The following is a 16,630-nucleotide window of genomic DNA, read 5'->3' as shown; positions in this document are numbered from 1 at the left end:
CAGACAGAATTAAGGTCGGAGACCCGAACAGGGCCGCCCGCGCGTTCTTCAAGATCCTGATCTAAAGTGGACTGACCGGCCGGGGTGGACGCCGCCACGTCCCCCCGGCCGCCCAACTTCTGCTGGGATACCGTGCGGGTTGTGGATCGCACCGCGCTTGCCGTCGTCTCCGCCGGTGGTGTCCTCGGCGCGCTGACCCGGTGGGCCATCTCGGTCACCTGGCCCGGGACGGTCTGGACCACCTGGGCGATCAACGTGTCCGGCTGTTTCCTGATCGGGGTGCTCTACACCCGGGTCGAGCGGCGGATCCCGCGGCTCCTGATCGGCACCGGCTTCCTCGGCGGCTACACCACGTTCTCCACCGCGATGGTCGAGGTCTCCGTCGCCGGGCTGGTCTATCTGGCCGCCACGCTCACCGGATGCCTGCTCGCGGTGCTGGCCGGCAGTCTGCTGGCCCGGCGATGACGGCCCTGTTGGTGGCCCTGGGCGCCGCCGTCGGAGCGCCGCTGCGCTACCTGGTCGGCCAGTGGGTGAAGGATCACCGGGGCACTCTCGTGGTCAACGTGGCCGGGTCGTTCGTCCTCGGGCTGGTGCTCGGCCTGCCGCTCTCCCCCGGCCTGGTGGCGATGCTCGGCACCGGGTTCTGCGGGGCGCTCACCACGTACTCCACCTTCAGCTGGGAGATCCTCACCCTGTCCAAGCGTGGCGAGATCGCCGCCGCGGTGGGGTACGCCCTGCTCAGCATCACCGCGGGAATGGGCGCCGCCGTGATCGGCGGCGCCCTCGCTCACACCCTGGTCAGCTGACGTTCCACATCCGGGTCCGGCAGCGGCCCGGCGGGCGGGGCGGGCAGTTCGTGGGCGACCTCCGGCAGCCAGCCCAGCCACTTCGGCAGCCACCAGTTGGCCCGGCCGAGCAGCGCCATCACCGCGGGCAGCAGCACCGCCCGGATGATCGTGGCGTCCAGCAGAACCGCCGCGGCCAGCCCGACACCCAGCTCCTTGGTGGCGGTCAGCGGCAGCGTGGCGAAGAGCGCGAAGACCGCGACCATCACCACGGCGGCGCTGGTGATCACGCCGGCGGTCCGGCCGATGCCCTCCCGTACCGCGTCCCGGGTCGACAGCCCCCGGTCGTGGCCCTCGCGGATCCGGCTCACCACGAAGACGTGGTAGTCCATCGACAGACCGAAAAGGATCACGAAGAGGAACATCGGGATCCAGTTGGTGATGCCACCGCCGGAGACGAAGCCGAGCTGCTTCTCGAAGTGGCCGTCCTGGAAGACGAAGACCAGCATGCCGTACGCCGCGGCGACCGACAGCAGGTTCAGCAGCAGGCCGGTGATCGCCACGACGACCGACCGGAACGAGACCAGGAGCAGCAGGAACGCCAGCCCGAGGACAAAGCCGAACACCATCGGCATGGTCCGGTCCAGCTGCGCGTTGTAGTCGATCCCGCTCGCCGTCGAGCCGGTGACCAGTGCCCCGTCACCGAACGTGTCCGGAACCACCCGCTCCCGCAGCAGGGTCAGCGCGTCGACGGCGGCGGCGTCACTCTCCTTGCCGGCCAGGCCCACCGACACCACGGCGACGTTCCCGGCCGGGTTGACCTGCACGTCGACCGGTTCGACCAGAGCGCCGTCGCTGGCCCGTACGGCCGCGGTGAAGGTCTTCAGGGTCTTCGCGAACCCGGCGCCCCCGACGTCACCGGAGACCACCACCTGCGCCGGGGTGGTCTTGCTCGGGAAGGCCTCGCCGATGGCGAGGAAGGCCAGCACCACCGGGGCGTCCGCGGACACGTCCTGGATGCCCTGGCCCTTGGTCTTCAGATCGAGGGCGGGCGAGGCGATGGCGGCCAGCGCGGCGACCGCGACGATCGCGGAGATCAACGGCTTGGCGAGTACGACCTTCAGCAGCCCGTTCCAGACCCGGCCCTCGTTGTTCTTCCGGTACAGACCGGGGATCCTGATCGCGTCCACCCGGTCGCCCAGCGCCGAGAGCAGCGCGGGGAGAACCGTCAGCGAACCGAGCACCGCCGTGGCCACCACCAGGATCGTCCCGACGGCGAAACTGACGAACGTGACGTCCTGGGTGAAGAACATGCCGGCCATCGCCACGATCACGGTCAGCCCGGAGACCCAGATCGACCGGCCGGAGGTCTGCGCGGCGATCATCAGCGCCCGGTGCGGATCGGCGCCGGCCCGTCGCTCGTCCCGCTCCCGCCGGATGTAGAACAGGCAGTAGTCGACCCCGACCGCCAGGCCGATCAGCAGCATCACGTGGGTGGTCTCGTCGACCGCCGGCGCCCACCGGCTGGCCAGCGCCATCAGGCCGATCGCAGCGACCACCGACATGATCGCCAGCGCGACCGGGAGCAGTGACGCGACCACCGCGCCGAACGCCACCAGCAGGATGCCCAGCGTCACCGGGATGGAGAGCATCCCCAGCCGGGTCAGCCCGTCCTCCAGCTCGACGCCGACCAGCCGGTCCGCGCTGGCCGAACCGGCCTGCGCGACGTAGAGATCCGGGTGGGCGGCCTGCACTTCCGCCACCGCGTCCAGCGACGGCCCGACCCGCTCCCCGGCGGTGTCCGCGGCACCGGCGACGCTGAACGAGATCAGGGTGGACCGGCCGTCCGGCGACTCGATCGGCGCCTGCACATCGATGACGTCCGAGGTCGTGCCGAGGACCCGGATGATCTCCGCCGCGGCCGCGGTCCGGTCGGTGCCGGCCCGGTTCTGGATCAGCACCATCTCGCCGGCCGGCTGCTCCGGGAAACCGGCCGCCGCGACGATCCGGTCCGCCTCGCCGGAGTCGCCGTGCCCGGTCTGGTCGAAGTCGGCCTGCCTGGTGCCGAGCTGGCCGCTGAGGACCACGGTGGCCGCGACGAACGCCACCCAGCCGAGGATCGCGAGCGCCCGATGGCGGGCGCTCCAGATCGCGACACGAGCCGCGATGCCTTTGACGTTTTCCCTGTTCTCCACGGGGAAAGACGCTATGGAGCGGACGGCGTCACCAGAATCCGGCGAGCACCCCGGTCGGTGGTAGGGCTAGCCCTACGTCTGGAGGTAGGCCAGCACTGCCAGGACCCGCCGGTGCTGCTCCTCGTCCTGGTGCAGACCGAGCTTGGTGAAGATGTTGCGGACGTGCTTCTCCACCGCGCCGTCGGTGACCACCATCTTGCGGGCGATCGCGGTGTTCGACATGCCCTCGGCCATCAGCGTCAGCACCTGCCGCTCCCGCGGGGTCAGGGCGCGCAGCGGGTCGTCCCGGCGGCGGCGGACCAGCAGCTGGGCGACCACCTCGGGGTCGAGCACGGTGCCACCGGCGGCGACCCGGGCCAGCCCGTCCAGGAACTCGGCGACCACCGAGACCCGGTCCTTGAGCAGATAGCCGACCGCGCCACGGCGGTCGGCCAGGAGATCGTCGGCGTACGACACCTCGACGTACTGGGAGAGCACCAGGATCGGGCTGCCCGGCACCGCGGTCCGCGCCTCGACAGCGGCCCGCAGCCCCTCGTCGGTGTGTGACGGCGGCATCCGGACGTCCACGATGGAGACATCCGGACGATGTTCCTTGATCGCTTCGACCAGGGAAGGGCCGTCCCCGACTGCCGAGACGACGGTGTGACCGTTCTCCTCGACGAGCCGGATCAGGCCCTCCCGCAACAGCACCGCATCATCGGCTATGACCACCCGCATGCCGCCATGCTGTCAGATCCTCATGTCTCTAGAGGGGCAGCGGTAGCGCCGCCGTGAGCCGCGTCCCTCCGTCGACGGGGCTGTCCACCGCCAGCACGCCCCCGGCGGCCTGCACCCGGTCGTCCAGGCCGGCCAGGCCGTGGCCCTTCGCCAGGCTGGCGCCGCCCACCCCGTCGTCGCTGACCGTCACGATCAGGCCGGTGGCGATCCGCTGCACGCTGACCTGGACCTCGTTGGCGTGGCTGTGCTTGGCGACGTTGGTGAGCGCCTCGGCGACCACGAAGTAGGCGGTCGACTCGACGGCCGGATCCAGCCGCTCCATCGGCGGCGCGTCCAGGTCCACCGGGACGGTGCAGCGGCCGGCCAGCGCGGTCAGCGCCGCCTGCAGCCCGCGGTCGACCAGGATCGGCGGGGCGATGCCGCGGGACAGGGCACGCAGCTCGTCCAGGGTCTCCCGGGTCTGGGTGAGCGCCTCGGCGACGATGGCGCGGGCCCGCTCCGGGTCGTCGGTGAACTGCTGCTCGGCGCGCCCCAGGTCCATCGCCAGCCGGACCAGCCGCTGCTGCGGGCCGTCGTGGATGTCGCGCTCCAGCCGGCGCAGCGCCACCGCCTCGGCCGAGACGGCCGCCGCCTTCTGCCGCTGAGCCACGTCCCGGGCCTCCTCCGCGGCGGCCACCTGCATCCGCAGGTCGTGGGCCCCGTTCAACAGGCCCTTCGCGAAGTACGCCTCGGCCAGCGCGACCGCACGGACCACCCAGTACAGGGTGCCGCCGAAGAAGATCCCGATGCTGAGGTTGAAGAAGATCCGGACGGACGCGGTGTCCTGGAAGCCGAGCACCTGGTGCAACCCGTAGTTGTCCGGGCTGTGCGGCAGGGCCCAGTCGTAGAACGGGTAGAGCAGGCCGGCGATGGCACCCGACCACCAGACCACGACGAAGCTGAACCCGATGACGTTCGGGATGAAACGCAGCGTCGCGTGCAGCAGGTCGAGCCAGGACTGGGCGTCCAGCAGCGGGGCGAGCGTGCGGCGCACCGCACCCTCACCGTGCACCTTCCGGTACGGCGGGTGCGGCACCCTCTGGCCCAGGACCGGGCTGATCCGGGCCCGCTCGGTGATCGCCATCCCGCGGGCGAACAGCAGGGTGCCGACCATCAGCGGCAGACCGACCCAGATGACCGCGAGACCGAGACCGAGGGCGAAACCGGTCAGGCCGATGATCAGGGTGATCAGGCCGAGGGGGAAACCGAGCAGGACATATTGGGTGTCGATGCCCAACTGGGCCAGCTTGCCCCGGTGGCTCCGGGCGGGCGCCGCGTCGGCGTATGCGGTGGTCATGCCGTAGACGCTATTCATCGGCGCCCACCCGCGCGATCCGGTGGGCCGCCCACCCGAAGGTGGGGTTATCCCTACCTAGCTCAGTGCTCGTGCCCGCTCAGCAGGTGCGCCCGGTTCGGGAACACCAGCGCGTCGGCCGCCGAGGTGGCGGTGGCCGAGGCCTTCAGCACCTTCCAGTTCTTGCCGGGCATGGCCGGGGTCTTCTTGCCGTACAGCCAGTTGGTCAGGAAGGGCTTCAGGTTCTTCCCGGAGACCTTCGAGGCCAGCGCGATGAACTGGGCGGTGGAGGCGGACTTGCCCTTGTACTTCTTCGCCCACTCCCGCTCCAGCTTGGCGAACTTCTTGGCGCCGATCTTCTGCTGCAGGGCGTAAAGGGCGAGCGCCCCGCCGTCGTAGACGTTCGGGTTGAAGACGTTCCAGACCGTCTTCGCGTTCTTCGGCTTCGCCACCGGGCCGTACTGGGCACGGAACCGGTCGCCGAGCTGGTAGACCGCCTTGAAGTACGCCTCCCGGTTCGCGAGCCCGGTGTACTTCTTGAAGGTCTTGGTGTCGCTGGCGTAGAGCATCTCGTACCAGGTGGCGTGGCCCTCGTTCAGCCACACGTCGCTCCAGGCCGCCGGGGCGACGCTGTTGCCGTACCACTGGTGCGCCAGCTCGTGCGCCATGATCGGGTTGAGGACGTAACCGGGCAGACTGAAGACGTTGGTGTCGTACAGCGAGAGGGTCTGGGTCTCCAGGGCGAAGCCCAGATCCGCCTCGATGACGAGCGACCCGTAGTTCTCGAACGGGTAGGCCCCGACCTTCTTGGTCAGCCAGCTCATCTGCGACCGCTCGATCGCGGCCTTGCCGGTCAGCTTGCTCGCCAGCCGCCGCGGGAAGACGTCCCGGATCGGCACGCCGCCGACCGCCTTGCGGTTCTGCACCACGAAGTCGCCGGCCACGATCTGGGCGAGCTCGCTGGCCATCGGCTTGGCCTCGCGGTACGTCGAGGTGACGTACCCGCCGGCGGTGGTGGTCTTGAGCAGTTTGCCGCTGGCCACACCCTTCCAGCCGGACGGGACGGTCACCGCGATGGTGTACGTCGCCTTGTCCCGCGGGTGGTCGTTGCTCGGGAACAGGTTGTGCGCGGTGTTCGGCTGGCCGGCCAGCACTGTGCCGTCCCGGGTCGCGATGAAGCCCTCGGGCTCGCCCTTGGCCGCCGAGACCGGGGTGGCGGTGAAGTCGTTGACGGTGACCCAGAAGCCCTTGCCCTTCGGCAGGTAGCTCGCCGGGGTGACCACCAGTTCCCCGCCGGAGCGGGTGAACCTGGCGGCCTTGCCGTTGACGTAGACCGAGCCGACGCCGTTGCCGGCGAAGTCCAGGTTGAACCGGGACAGGCTCTGGGTGGCGACCGCGGAGATCGTCACGCTGCCGGTGACCTTCTGGGTCGGGGTCTTCGCCGGGTGCTTCAGGCGAAGGTTGTAGTTGGTGACGTCGTAGCCGCCATTGCCGAGCAGCGGATACAACCGGTCACCGAGGCCGGCCGAGCCGGGCTTGGCAGCGGCCGCGGCGCTGGCCGGGACCGCGGTCCCGGCGATACCGACCAACGCCGCCGTGGTCACGGCCAGCGCCCCCGTGAGCCGGTTGTTGATGGTTGTCATGGCCGGGACGGTACGCCCCCGGCGCAACGTCGGCAATCACCTATATGTGCAGCGTGGTAAGCCTGGTGAACTCGGCCGGAAGGTCGTATCCGTCCCAAATGGACCCGAAGGTCAGCGCGGATCCGAAAGGCACGATCCGGTCCACCCCGCGCCCGCCCAGCTCGGTCGCGAAGGCCCGCAACTCGTTCTCGGCGAACCCGAAATGACTCACCGTCTGGTCCTGCCGGTTCATCGCCGGCACCAGGTCGAGCAGCGAGCCGGCCTCGGCGAACGGGAACGCCCCGGCCCCGATCCAGCGCCGGGGCGCCTGATCGGTATCGGCCAGGGTCACCGCGGTCAGCCGGTTGTCCGGGAAGTCCACGGCGGTCGCGGCGCCGGTCGCGGCCAGTTCGTACGCGTTGACCCGCTTCTCCACCGCCATCGCCGCGTCCACCGTCCAGCCGCGCTGGTCGACCACCTGCAGCAACAGGTCCAGGAACTCGGAGCGGACCGCGGCGGTGTCCCCCGCGCCGACCAGGAACACGGTCCGCGGCGACGAGCAGGCGGCCTGGTCGAACCAGTAGGCGTCGTTGGCGAACCCGACCGCGGCGGCCTTGCGCGCGGCCGGGTCGGCGGCCTGCCAGCCGGGCACCGACAGCAGGGCCCAGGACGTCCGGTCCGGGAAGGTCAGGTCCCGGGCCGACGGCCGTAGCGGCTGCTTGCGGATGGTGTCGACGGCCCGGTCGCCGCCCCAGATCACCCGCAGGTCACACCACCTGCTGAGCGCCGCGGTGACGGTGTCGTCATGGCCGTACGTGACCATCTTCTGGGTCCGCCCGATCACCGGGTCGGCCTCGGTCTTGTTCAGCGCGTCCAGGATGACCTCGGCCGCACCCGCCGACCGCGACGAGATCCGGACCACGTTGTGGTTGCCGGCCAGCGCGGACAGCGCCCACGAGTAGACGAAGATGGTGTCCACATTGGCCGGGGGCAGGTGGAAGACGTTCCCCCGGGGGAAGACCATGGCGTCGGTACGCTGCATCGCGGCGACCGCCCGGTGCAGTTCGGCCGGTCGCAGGAAGTAACCGAGCGAGCCCAGCTCCGGGAACTTCCGGGCCACCGCGGGCGCCAGCAGCTTGCGGGCCAGCTTGGCGAGGAAGTCGACGACCCGCGGGTCACCGACGGTCAGCCGATCCTCGGACGGCGCCGTCAGATCGCCCTCGACCCCGAAACGAAACTTCATGCCGCGCTCCTGTACGTGTCCGAACAGCCCCGTGCCTCGGCGCGGGGCAGCCGGCCGAGCACCGAGAACCGCTTCCCGGGCCACTCGCCGTCGTCGATGCCGTGCACCACGCCGAGGTCCTCGGTGAGCAGCACGTGGCCGGGGTAGGAGGTGGGCAGCGTGCTCACGACCTCCAGGAGGCCCGGTTTGCCGGGCGGTAGTTCCGCCCAGGTCTCCGGGTCGCGAACCACGACGTCCGCGAAGTCGGGGCAGTACAGCGAACCACCGTCCGGGCCTTCAAGGAAGATCGTCCCGATCTGCTCGACCATGCCGTAGTAGTTGTGCACCCGGGTGAGCCCGACGCCCGACAGGCGCTTGCGGAACTCCTCCGGTGAGACGGCCTGGTCGATCAGCTTCTTCCAGCCGCCGGAGTGGATCAGGATGCCGTTGCTCAGGTCCAGCCCGTGCTCCAGCGCCACCTCGTAGAGGTGCAGCCAGACCAGGAAGGTGAAGCCGAAGATCAGGAACGGCTGGTCACCGTGCTTCTCCAGGAAACCGCGCAGCGCCGCCAGGTCCACCTGGCCGTCCATGTCGAGCGCCCACACGTGGTCGCGCCCGAAGGTGGACATGCCGAGCACGCCGGCGCCCCGGGCGCTGAACGAGCGGCGGTCCTTCAGCATCGCCCTGGTATCCACCAGGATCATCGGCAGGCGCTTCGGGCCGAGCACGGTCTGCACCGTGGCGGCGAGCCGTCGCTGCTGCTCGGCGGCGGCCGCCTTGTCCAGGTAGATCTTGCTGACGTCACCGGTGGTGCCGCTGGAGGTGAGGACCTTGAAGACCTCGTCGTCCGGGATGCTCTTGAGTTCCAGGGTCTTGAAGAGCCGGACCGGCAGCCACGGCAACTCGGCGACACCGGACGCGCCCTGGTAGCCGGACGCGCGCAGGATGCGGTCGTACGGCTCACAGTTGGCGCGATGAAAATCGGTCAGCGTGGACAGCTCGTCGAGCAGCCGCGCCTCCTTGTCGGCTTGCGACAGGGTGAAGACACTCACAGCGACGCCTCCAGGGCGCGGTAGTCGGTCTTGCCGTTCGGCAGCAGCGGCAACGCCTCGATCGTCCGCACGTCGACACCGGTGAAGTGGGTGCCCAGCCACTCGGAGATCTTGGTGCGCAGCGCCCGGGCGTCGCCGTCCAGGGTGAAGACGTGCAGCTTGTCGTCGCCGGCCACGGCCGCGACCGGGAACTCGCGCTCGACGTCGTCCAGGTTGATCCGGACGCCGAAGACCTTGGCGATCCGCTTGATCCGGCCGGTGATGAACAGATAGCCCTCGTCGTCGAGCCGGCCCAGGTCGCCGGTGCGCAGCTCGCCGCCCTGATCGTCACCGCGGGCCAGATCGGCGGCGGTCTCGGCGTACCCCATCATGACGTTGGGACCGCGATAGACGACCTCGTCGTCCTCGATCGCGAACGTCCCGCCGCGCATCGCCACGCCGGCCGAGCCGAGTTTCTCCCGGAGCCGGGCGGACGGCAGGCAGGCCATCCGGGGCGCGGCCTCGGTCTGGCCGTACATCACGAAGAACCGGCCGCCGACGGTGTCCATCCGGTCGGCGAAATCGGTGACGAGGTCGGTGCGCAGACGGCCACCGGCCTGCGTGAGGGTACCCAGCGACGGGTACCGGGCCGGGTCGAAGCGCAGCCGCCGCAGCATCTCGTACTGCGACGGGACGAACGCCATCGACGTGACCCGGTGGTCGTTCACCGCGGCCCAGAAGTCCTTCTGCATGATCCCGGTGCGTTCCAGGACCACCGTCGCACCCCGGAGCAGGTGCGAGTGCAGGACCGACAGGCCGTACGAGTAGAAGAGCGGCAACGTGGTGATCGCCACGTCGTCAGCGGTGACACCGAGGCTGTCGGCCACCTGCCCGGCGTTGGCCAGCACCGCGTCCCGGGACAGCCGGACGAGTTTCGGGTCGCCGGTCGAGCCGCTGGTGGTGAGCAGCAGAGCCAGGTCCGGGTGCACCCGGTCGGTGGTGAACCGCTCGCGCAGCGAGGTCTGGTCGATCTCCGGGTCGAGCAGCAGAACCGGCTTGCCGGCGCGCAACGCGGCCAGGTAGGTCGCGATCGACGACACCGTGGTGGCCATCGACAGGAAGACCGGCGACTCCGCGGGCAGTTCCCGCTCGGCCGCGTCGATCAGGTCGGGGGTGAGCGTCTCGCCGGTGGCCGCGTCGACGACCTTGGCGGAGGGGTGGAGCAGGTTCACAGCGTCAATCCCCCGTCGACCCCGATCACCTGTCCGGTGACGAATCGGGCCTGGTCGGAGAGGAGGAAGGCGATCACGTCGGCGACCTCCTCGGCGGTGCCGAGCCGGCCCAGGGCGGTGTCGGCGATGCGTTCGGCACGACCGGCCTCGTCCAGGGTGTCCAGCATGTCGGTGGCGATGAAGCCGGGCGCGACCGCGTTGACCCGGATGCCGCGCGGGCCGAGCTCCTTGGCCGCCGACTTCGCCAGCCCGACCACGGCGGCCTTGGAGGCGGCGTAGACGGCCTGACCGGCGGCACCGTGTGTGCCGGTGATCGAGGCGGTCAGCACCACCGCCGGGTTCTGCGCGCGCGCGAGCAGCCGGACCGCGTTCTGCAGGGTGTACGCGGCACCCGCCGCGTTCACCGCGAAGAGCCGCTCGACGGTGGCGTCCGGGGTCATGCCCAGCATCCCGGCCGCGTGCGTGCCGGCGTTGACGACGAGCGCGTCCAGCCGCTTGAACGTCTCGAAGGCCAGCCGGACCAGGGCCTTGCTGGTGGCCGGGTCGGCGATGTCACCGGCGGCGTGCACGACGGTGACGCCGTGCTTGCCGGCCAACTCCGCCGCGGCCGCCGCGACCGCGTCCGGGCCGTGGCCGTGCAGCACCAGGTCGAAGCCCTGCTCGGCGAGGCGGTGCGCGGCGGCTCGGCCGATGCCGCGCGACGCACCCGTCACGAGGGCGACACTCACTTGACGTCCACCCCGTATTTACCGAGGATTCGCACGGCTTCCTTGAAACTGGACATATCGATGACGTCGTCGGTGTCAATCATTACCGAGAATTCATCTTCAATGGTCGCGACAAGTGACATGTGCGCGAGCGAATCCCACTTCTCGTTGTCCTGGTAGCGCAGGTCGTCCACGGGGGCGTCCGCCGGAAGATCGAGGGCGGTACGGAACGCCTCGCGTAGTCTCTGCAGCTCAGTCACGGTGTTACTCCCGGGTGGGGGTGGTTAGAGGAGTCCTACCTTCCCGCAGCTTCCCGGTCTGCCGGACCAATCCCGGCTGAACTGGAAATGAACTGAATTTGGCGTTCTTCCGCACTCGTGGAATTAGCGAATCCGCTGGTTATGCTTCCGGCTCGTACCCGGCCTCATCGCTGAAACCCTGCGGAGAAAACCTTGTCTGAAATCGCCGGCTCCTCGATCCTTGTCACCGGCTCCACCGGTTCCTTCGGCAAGGCCTTCCTGAGGTACGCCCTGACCCACCTCGACCCGGCGCGCATCGTCGTCTTCTCCCGGGACGAGCTGAAGCAGTACGAGGTCCGCCAGATGTTCGGCGACGACCCCCGCCTGCGGATGTTCATCGGCGACATCCGGGACGAGAAGCGTCTCGCCCGGGCCATGCACGGCATCGACCACGTGGTGCACGCGGCCGCCCTCAAGCAGGTCGACACCGCCGAGTACAACCCGTCGGAGTTCGTCGCGACGAACATCAACGGCACCCAGAACGTGATCGACGCGGCCATCAACGCCGGCGTCAAGAAGGTCGTCGCGCTCTCCACCGACAAGGCGTCCAGCCCGATCAACCTGTACGGCGCGACCAAGCTGGCCGCCGACAAGATCGTGATTGCCGGCAACCACTACGCCGCCACCCACCCGACCCGTCTCGCCGTGGTCCGCTACGGCAACGTGATGGGCAGCCGCGGCTCGGTGGTCCCGTTCTTCAAGAAGCTCGCCGAAGAGGGCAAGAGCCTGCCGATCACCGACAAGCGGATGACCCGGTTCTGGATCACCCTGGACCAGGCGGTGAAGTTCGTCGTCGACTCGTTCGACGTGATGCAGGGCGGCGAGCTGTACGTGCCGCGCATCCCCAGCATGCGGATCATGGACCTGGTCGAGGCCGTCGCGCCCGGCGCCGCCACCCACGAGATGGGCATGCGCCCCGGCGAGAAGCTGCACGAGGAGATGATCGCCGCCGACGACAGCCGCCGCACGCTGCGCTTCAAGGACCGTTACGTGGTCCAGCCGGTGGTGGCGAGCTGGGGCTACCAGACGCCGGAGGGTGGCGAGGAGGTCGCCGACGGCTTCAACTACCGCTCGGACAACAACGACCTGTGGCTCTCGGTCGACGAGATGCGCGAACTGCTCGCGGAGTCCTGATGATCTCGTACGGACGGCAGTCGATCGACGCCTCCGACGTGGAGGCGGTCGTCGAGGCCCTGGGCAGCGACTGGCTGACCACCGGGCCCCGGGTCGCCCAGTTCGAGGCCGATCTCGAAGCGGTCGCCGGCGCGCCCTGCGTGACGGTGACCAACGGGACGACAGCCCTGCACGCGGCGTACGCGGCCGCCGGTGTGACAGCCGGCGACGAGGTCGTGACCACGCCGATGACGTTCGTGGCCACCGCCTCGGGCGCGGCTATGCTCGGCGCGAAGGTGGTGTTCGCGGACGTCGAGGAGGACTCCGCGAACATCGACCCGGCCGCCGTCGAAGCGCTGGTCACGTCGCGTACCAAGGTCATCGCGGCGGTGGACTACGCCGGGGTGCCCGCCGACTACGACCGGCTCCGCAAGATCGCGGACGGGGCCGGGGCGTACCTGCTCGGCGACGCCGCGCACTCGATCGGATCGGTGTACCGGGGCCGGCCGGTGGGCACCCTCGCCGACCTGACCACGTTCTCGTTCTTCCCGACCAAGAACCTCACCACCGCGGAGGGCGGGGCGGTCGCCTCGATCCACCCCGAGCTGGTCACCCGGTTGCGGGAGTTCCGGACCGTCGGGCTGGTCCGGGACCGGGCCAGGATGCGGTATCCGGACGAGGGTGGCTGGCACCAGGAGGTGCACGAGTTCGGCCTGAACTACCGGCTGCCGGACGTGCTCTGCGCCCTGGGCAGCTCGCAGCTCAAGCGGCTCGCCGCGTTCAAGGCGCGGCGGCAGCAGCTGGTCGCCCGCTACGACGAGCTGCTGGCCGGCGTGCCCGGACTGCGGCTGCCGGTGCACGGCGACGGCGTCGACGCGATGCGGCACCTGTACCCGGTGCGGATCCTCGACGGGCGCCGTCGTGAGGTGTTCGACCGGATGCGGGCCGGCGGGATCATCGTGCAGGTCAACTATGTCCCGGCGTACTGGCACCCGGTCTTCGAGGACCTCGGCTACCGGCGTGGCCTGTGCCCGAACGCCGAGGCCTTCTACGCCGAACAGCTGTCCCTGCCGCTCTACGCCGACCTCACCGACAGTGACCAGGACCGCGTGGTCGAGGCTCTGCGCGGCATCCTCGGGAGCTGACGGGTGCACCACGGCAACCACTTCTACGGCCACGCGCACGTCCTCGCCGAATACTGCGGGCTGGACCCGGCCGACCCGCCCCGGGTCGAGGGCTACCTGCAGCACGGCTGGAACGTGGTGGACGGGCTGGGCGCGGGCACCCCGTACGCGCCCGGCCTGCCGATCTTCGTGTGGTCGGAACGGACCCGCCGCCGGGCCTGGTCGATGAACCGGCCGCTGGCCACGGTGACCGGCGCCCCGTTCCTCTACCTGCTGCGTTCCCTGGCCGAACCCGAGCCGGAGACGCCGCGGGAGGGGACGATCTGGTACCCGTTCCACGGCTGGGAAGGACAGAAGGTCAGCGGGGACCATCACCGGCTGATCGACGAGATCACCGCCACCGAGGACGGGCCGATCACCTTCTGTCTCTACTGGAACGAGTTCGAGGACAGCCGGATCCGGGCGCTCTACGAGAAGAGCGGCCGGGTCATCTGTCACGGGTACCGGGGTTACATGCGGATGCGCACCGACGCCCGGTTCCTGCACAACCAGCTCGCTGAGCTGCGTAAGCACCGGCGGGTGGCGTCGAACCGGCTGAGCACCGCGATCCTCTACGGCACCGCGGCCGGGTGCGAGCCCGCGGTCTACGGCGACCCGATGTACCTGGACCGCGAGGACACCTCGACACCCGACCGGATCCGGCGCGAATGGCCGGAGCTGCACGGGTCCGCGCCCGAACCGGAGCGGGCCCGGGCCACCGTGCTGGCCGAGCTGGGCGACGGGCATCTGGCGTCCCCGGCGGAACTGCGCGCGATCCTGGGATGGCCGGCATGATCACCATGATCGGCGGCGAGATGCCGGAGTACGCCGAGGAGCACCCGCCGGCCGCCGGGCCCCTCTACCGGCACCTGGCCGACCGGCTGCCCGCCGGCATCCGGGTGCTGGTCGCCGGGCCGCACGACACCGGGCTGGTCCGGGCACTGGCCGACCGGCGCGAGGTGACCTGCCTGCTCCGCTCCCGGCCGGATGCCGAAACGCTGTCCTCGGACGCGGCGGATCCGACCGAATCCGGCCTGACCGTCCTCTGCGGCACCCTGTCGAAGCTGACTGATGCCGACCGGTATGACGTGGTGATCGCGTTCGACGGGGTCGGGCGGCTCTGTTCGCCGGAGGACACCCCGCTGGACTGGGCCGAATCGGTCCGGCTGCTGCAGCGGTCGTTGCGCCCCGGCGGGACGCTGCTGCTCACGGTCGAGAACGAACTGGGCATCCACCGGCTGGTCGATCCGGGCACCCCGTCCGCGAGCCGGTCCGCCGACGCCTGGAACGCGGCCGCCGAGTTCGGCACCGCACCGGGCCGGGCCGATCGGGTGGCTGAGGTTCTCGGCGCCGAAGGCCTTCCGGTGTCCGGGATGGCCGCTCTCTGGCCGCTTCCCGCCAACCCGACACTGCTGATCAACCCCGAGACGCTGCGGTACGGGCCACTGGACGCGCTCGCCGCCCTGGCCGCGAACGTGACCGCGACCGCGTACTCGCAAGGCTCTGTCCTCAGTGATCCCCGGCGGCTTGCCGCCTCCTCCGTGCGTCGCGGGATCGGCGCCGAGCTGGCCCCCGCCTGGCTGGTCATCGCCCAGCGCGCCACCCGCCCGACCCAGGGAATCCAGCTGCCCCCGGCACTCTTCGTGGGCGGATCGGGGGTCGGTGGCTCAGAGACCGGCGGATCGGCGGCCGGCGGGTCAGGGGCGGCTGCGGTCACCGAGATTCTCGGCACGCCGGATGGCTGGCTGCGTCGGACCGGGAACGGGACCGCCGAACCGCTGCCGGATGGTCATCTGCTGGAGGAGCGGCTGCTCAGTGCGGCGCTCGGGCACGATCTGCCGGAGTTGCGGCGGCTGCTCACCGGGTGGATGACCGAACTGCCGCTGACGACCGCCGGGAACGTGCTGGTCGACGGTGCGCGATTCACCGTGCTGGACCCGGGCGAACCGGAGCGGTCGGACGCGCTGGCCCGATTCGCCCATCTGCTGATCGACGGCGGATACCACCACCCGTGGCCGGGTATCACCGATGTGGTCCGGCTGATCGCGGTCCTGGCCGGGGCGGCCGGGCTCGCCAACCCGACCGACATTCCGGAAATGTCCGGCAAGGAAGTGGCACCCGGACAGCGGAGCAAAGAAGTAGCTGCCGGACAGCCGGGCCAGGAAACGGCGTCCGGGCCGCGAGGCCAGGACGCGGTGGCCGGGCACCAGGGCCAGGAAGCGCTGCCTGGGCAGCGGGAACAGCTCCTGCAGGTTGCGGCCCTGCGACGACAGCTGGCCGACGCCGAGGAACGTTCCCGGTTCTTCGAAGTCGAACTGGAGAAACGCGAGGCCGAACTGGGCCGCGCCAAGACACAGATCGCCGCGTTCAGCGGCAACCTCGGCTATCGCGCCGCCAAGGCCGGGCTCGTCCTGGCCCGGGCGGCCCGCAATCGCATCCGAAAAGGACGATGATGACCACCCTCGGGATCATTCAGGCCCGGATGGGCTCCACCCGGCTGCCCGGCAAGGTGCTGCGCGAACTCGGCGGCCGTACCGTCCTCGACCGGGTGGTGCATGCCGCCCGGGAGAGCGGGGTCCTCGACGATCTGGTGGTCGCCACCACGATCGAGCCGGCCGACGACGCGGTCGTCGCCGAGTGCGAGCGGATCGGCGTCGCGTGTTACCGCGGGCCGGTCGACGACGTGCTCACCCGGTTCCTCGGGGTGCTGGAGACCCGGTCGGCCGAGCACGTGATGCGGTTCACCGCGGACTGTCCGCTGCTCGACCCGCGGCTGGTGGCCCGGGCCTACCGGGTGTTCGCGGCGGCCGGCGCCGACTACCTGACCACGTCGATCACCCGGACGCTGCCGCGCGGCCTGGACGTCGAGGTGGTCCGCGGTGCGGTGCTCAAAGAGATCGACACGATGGCGTACGACCATCACCGCACGCACGTGACCTCGTACATCTACTCGCACCCGGCCGATTTCGACGTGATCGGGATGACGGTGCTGCCGGATCTGTCGTACCTGCGGCTGACCCTGGACACCGAGGACGACTGGCGTCTGATCGAGGCGATCGTCGAGCACTTCGGCGACGCGCCGGTGGCCGTCCGGGAACTCGCCGACTGGCTCGCCGACCGCCCTGAGCTCGCCGGCTTGAACGCTCATATCGCGCAGAAGGAACTCGAGCAGGCATGATCGCCTGCACCGAGCGGCACCTACCCGCAGCGG

16 protein-coding genes are annotated in these 16,630 nt (G+C 70.1%); 7 read left to right on the top strand and 9 right to left on the bottom strand.

The features are described 5' to 3' along the window. Positions 1–141 precede the first annotated feature (141 nt). Both Aco03nite_RS44755 and Aco03nite_RS44750 read left to right on the top strand, forming a co-directional pair. The gene (locus tag Aco03nite_RS44755) at positions 142–465 is read left to right on the top strand and encodes a fluoride efflux transporter FluC (RefSeq protein ID WP_239145949.1); all 324 of its coding nucleotides are present in this window, start codon (positions 142–144) and stop codon (positions 463–465) included. Further along, positions 462–806: a fluoride efflux transporter FluC gene (locus Aco03nite_RS44750; RefSeq protein ID WP_203807775.1), complete on the top strand. Its 345-nt coding sequence runs from the start codon at positions 462–464 to the stop codon at positions 804–806. Before Aco03nite_RS44755 ends, Aco03nite_RS44750 begins: the two co-directional genes overlap by 4 nt. Here Aco03nite_RS44750 and Aco03nite_RS44745 read toward each other — a convergent pair. The 9 genes from Aco03nite_RS44745 to Aco03nite_RS44705 all read right to left on the bottom strand — a co-directional run bounded on the left by Aco03nite_RS44745 (position 788) and on the right by Aco03nite_RS44705 (position 11,104). Further along, complete coding sequence (locus Aco03nite_RS44745) at positions 788–2,980, bottom strand: MMPL family transporter (RefSeq protein ID WP_203807773.1); 2,193 nt, start codon at positions 2,978–2,980, stop codon at positions 788–790. The two genes, Aco03nite_RS44750 and Aco03nite_RS44745, sit on opposite strands and share 19 nt — an antisense overlap. Before the next feature lie 72 nt (positions 2,981–3,052). Continuing rightward, entirely contained in the window at positions 3,053–3,697 is a 645-nt protein-coding gene (locus Aco03nite_RS44740; RefSeq protein WP_203807771.1) for a response regulator, read from the bottom strand. A 28-nt stretch (positions 3,698–3,725) separates the two neighbouring features. Beyond that, the gene (locus Aco03nite_RS44735) at positions 3,726–5,033 is read right to left on the bottom strand and encodes a sensor histidine kinase (RefSeq protein WP_239145948.1); all 1,308 of its coding nucleotides are present in this window, start codon (positions 5,031–5,033) and stop codon (positions 3,726–3,728) included. Between the two features lie 80 nt (positions 5,034–5,113). Beyond that, positions 5,114–6,673, bottom strand: a complete 1,560-nt coding sequence (locus Aco03nite_RS44730) for a M1 family metallopeptidase (RefSeq protein WP_203807767.1) — start codon at positions 6,671–6,673, stop codon at positions 5,114–5,116. A 40-nt stretch (positions 6,674–6,713) separates the two neighbouring features. Further along, positions 6,714–7,895, bottom strand: a complete 1,182-nt coding sequence (locus tag Aco03nite_RS44725; protein WP_203807765.1) for an acyl-CoA reductase — start codon at positions 7,893–7,895, stop codon at positions 6,714–6,716. Beyond that, positions 7,892–8,926: a LuxE/PaaK family acyltransferase gene (locus Aco03nite_RS44720; protein WP_203807763.1), complete on the bottom strand. Its 1,035-nt coding sequence runs from the start codon at positions 8,924–8,926 to the stop codon at positions 7,892–7,894. Before Aco03nite_RS44720 ends, Aco03nite_RS44725 begins: the two co-directional genes overlap by 4 nt. Beyond that, entirely contained in the window at positions 8,923–10,137 is a 1,215-nt protein-coding gene (locus tag Aco03nite_RS44715; RefSeq protein WP_203807761.1) for an AMP-binding protein, read from the bottom strand. Before Aco03nite_RS44715 ends, Aco03nite_RS44720 begins: the two co-directional genes overlap by 4 nt. Beyond that, positions 10,134–10,865, bottom strand: coding sequence for an SDR family NAD(P)-dependent oxidoreductase (locus tag Aco03nite_RS44710; RefSeq protein ID WP_203807759.1), 732 nt, complete (start codon positions 10,863–10,865; stop codon positions 10,134–10,136). Before Aco03nite_RS44710 ends, Aco03nite_RS44715 begins: the two co-directional genes overlap by 4 nt. After that, positions 10,862–11,104 carry an acyl carrier protein gene (locus tag Aco03nite_RS44705; RefSeq protein ID WP_203807757.1) on the bottom strand — a complete coding sequence of 81 codons (243 nt, stop codon included), beginning with the start codon at positions 11,102–11,104 and terminating at the stop codon, positions 10,862–10,864. Before Aco03nite_RS44705 ends, Aco03nite_RS44710 begins: the two co-directional genes overlap by 4 nt. A gap of 192 nt (positions 11,105–11,296) precedes the next feature. Between Aco03nite_RS44705 and pseB the strand changes: the two genes are divergently transcribed. The 5 genes from pseB to Aco03nite_RS44680 are packed head-to-tail and all read left to right on the top strand — an operon-like array spanning position 11,297 to position 16,597. Then, positions 11,297–12,277, top strand: a complete 981-nt coding sequence (gene pseB, locus Aco03nite_RS44700; RefSeq protein ID WP_203807755.1) for a UDP-N-acetylglucosamine 4,6-dehydratase (inverting) — start codon at positions 11,297–11,299, stop codon at positions 12,275–12,277. After that, complete coding sequence (locus Aco03nite_RS44695; protein WP_203807753.1) at positions 12,277–13,401, top strand: DegT/DnrJ/EryC1/StrS family aminotransferase; 1,125 nt, start codon at positions 12,277–12,279, stop codon at positions 13,399–13,401. The genes pseB and Aco03nite_RS44695 overlap by 1 nt, the downstream gene beginning before the upstream one ends. Positions 13,402–13,404: 3 nt before the next feature. After that, positions 13,405–14,214, top strand: coding sequence for a hypothetical protein (locus Aco03nite_RS44690; protein ID WP_203807751.1), 810 nt, complete (start codon positions 13,405–13,407; stop codon positions 14,212–14,214). Continuing rightward, complete coding sequence (locus tag Aco03nite_RS44685) at positions 14,211–15,872, top strand: class I SAM-dependent methyltransferase (protein WP_203807749.1); 1,662 nt, start codon at positions 14,211–14,213, stop codon at positions 15,870–15,872. Before Aco03nite_RS44690 ends, Aco03nite_RS44685 begins: the two co-directional genes overlap by 4 nt. Next, the gene (locus Aco03nite_RS44680) at positions 15,869–16,597 is read left to right on the top strand and encodes a cytidylyltransferase domain-containing protein (RefSeq protein ID WP_203807747.1); all 729 of its coding nucleotides are present in this window, start codon (positions 15,869–15,871) and stop codon (positions 16,595–16,597) included. The genes Aco03nite_RS44685 and Aco03nite_RS44680 overlap by 4 nt, the downstream gene beginning before the upstream one ends. Positions 16,598–16,630: the final 33 nt, after the last annotated feature.

Origin of the sequence: Actinoplanes couchii, from assembly GCF_016862075.1 — a bacterium.
GTDB classification, from domain to species: Bacteria; Actinomycetota; Actinomycetes; order Mycobacteriales; family Micromonosporaceae; genus Actinoplanes; species Actinoplanes couchii.
The sequence above is the reverse complement of the archived record's forward strand: the minus strand, read 5'-3'. Positions and strand labels throughout refer to the sequence as shown.

What these genes read in the sequence shown, in the direction of transcription:
- Aco03nite_RS44750 (WP_203807775.1), top strand. Translation starts at nt 462, where the DNA reads ATGACGGCCCTGTTGGTGGCCCTGGGCGCCGCCGTCGGAGCGCCGCTG.
- Aco03nite_RS44740 (WP_203807771.1), bottom strand. Translation starts at nt 3,697, where the DNA reads ATGCGGGTGGTCATAGCCGATGATGCGGTGCTGTTGCGGGAGGGCCTG.
- Aco03nite_RS44735 (WP_239145948.1), bottom strand. Translation starts at nt 5,033, where the DNA reads ATGACCACCGCATACGCCGACGCGGCGCCCGCCCGGAGCCACCGGGGC.
- Aco03nite_RS44730 (WP_203807767.1), bottom strand. Translation starts at nt 6,673, where the DNA reads ATGACAACCATCAACAACCGGCTCACGGGGGCGCTGGCCGTGACCACG.
- Aco03nite_RS44725 (WP_203807765.1), bottom strand. Translation starts at nt 7,895, where the DNA reads ATGAAGTTTCGTTTCGGGGTCGAGGGCGATCTGACGGCGCCGTCCGAG.
- Aco03nite_RS44695 (WP_203807753.1), top strand. Translation starts at nt 12,277, where the DNA reads ATGATCTCGTACGGACGGCAGTCGATCGACGCCTCCGACGTGGAGGCG.
- Aco03nite_RS44685 (WP_203807749.1), top strand. Translation starts at nt 14,211, where the DNA reads ATGATCACCATGATCGGCGGCGAGATGCCGGAGTACGCCGAGGAGCAC.
- Aco03nite_RS44680 (WP_203807747.1), top strand. Translation starts at nt 15,869, where the DNA reads ATGATGACCACCCTCGGGATCATTCAGGCCCGGATGGGCTCCACCCGG.